General features: G+C 40.7%; 1 pseudogene. It reads left to right on the top strand.

Going from position 1 to position 243, the window contains the following annotated elements:
* Positions 1 to 243 (top strand): annotated as a pseudogene (locus MO867_RS23045) (hypothetical protein); the annotation flags it as partial.

Genomic DNA, 243 nt, shown 5'->3' with positions numbered 1-243 from the left:
TATGCCGATCATGCCGTCAAAGTTGCGACAGCAATTCGTGCGCTTGGAATTAAATACCTTGCTGCAGATGCCTATTATAGCAAGGTGAAATTTGTTTCAGCCATTATTCCAGCGGGGTTGCACATTGTTGGAAAATTTCGAATAGATGCAAACTTACAGTGGTTATATAAAGGAACATACAGAGATATGGGTCGCCCCAGAAAATATGATAGCAAGGTTGATTTTGATACAGACATGCATCGT

It is taken from the genome of Microbulbifer okhotskensis (assembly GCF_023895975.1).
GTDB lineage: Bacteria > Pseudomonadota > Gammaproteobacteria > Pseudomonadales > Cellvibrionaceae > Microbulbifer > Microbulbifer okhotskensis.
This window is presented reverse-complemented; position numbering and strand designations above follow the sequence as displayed.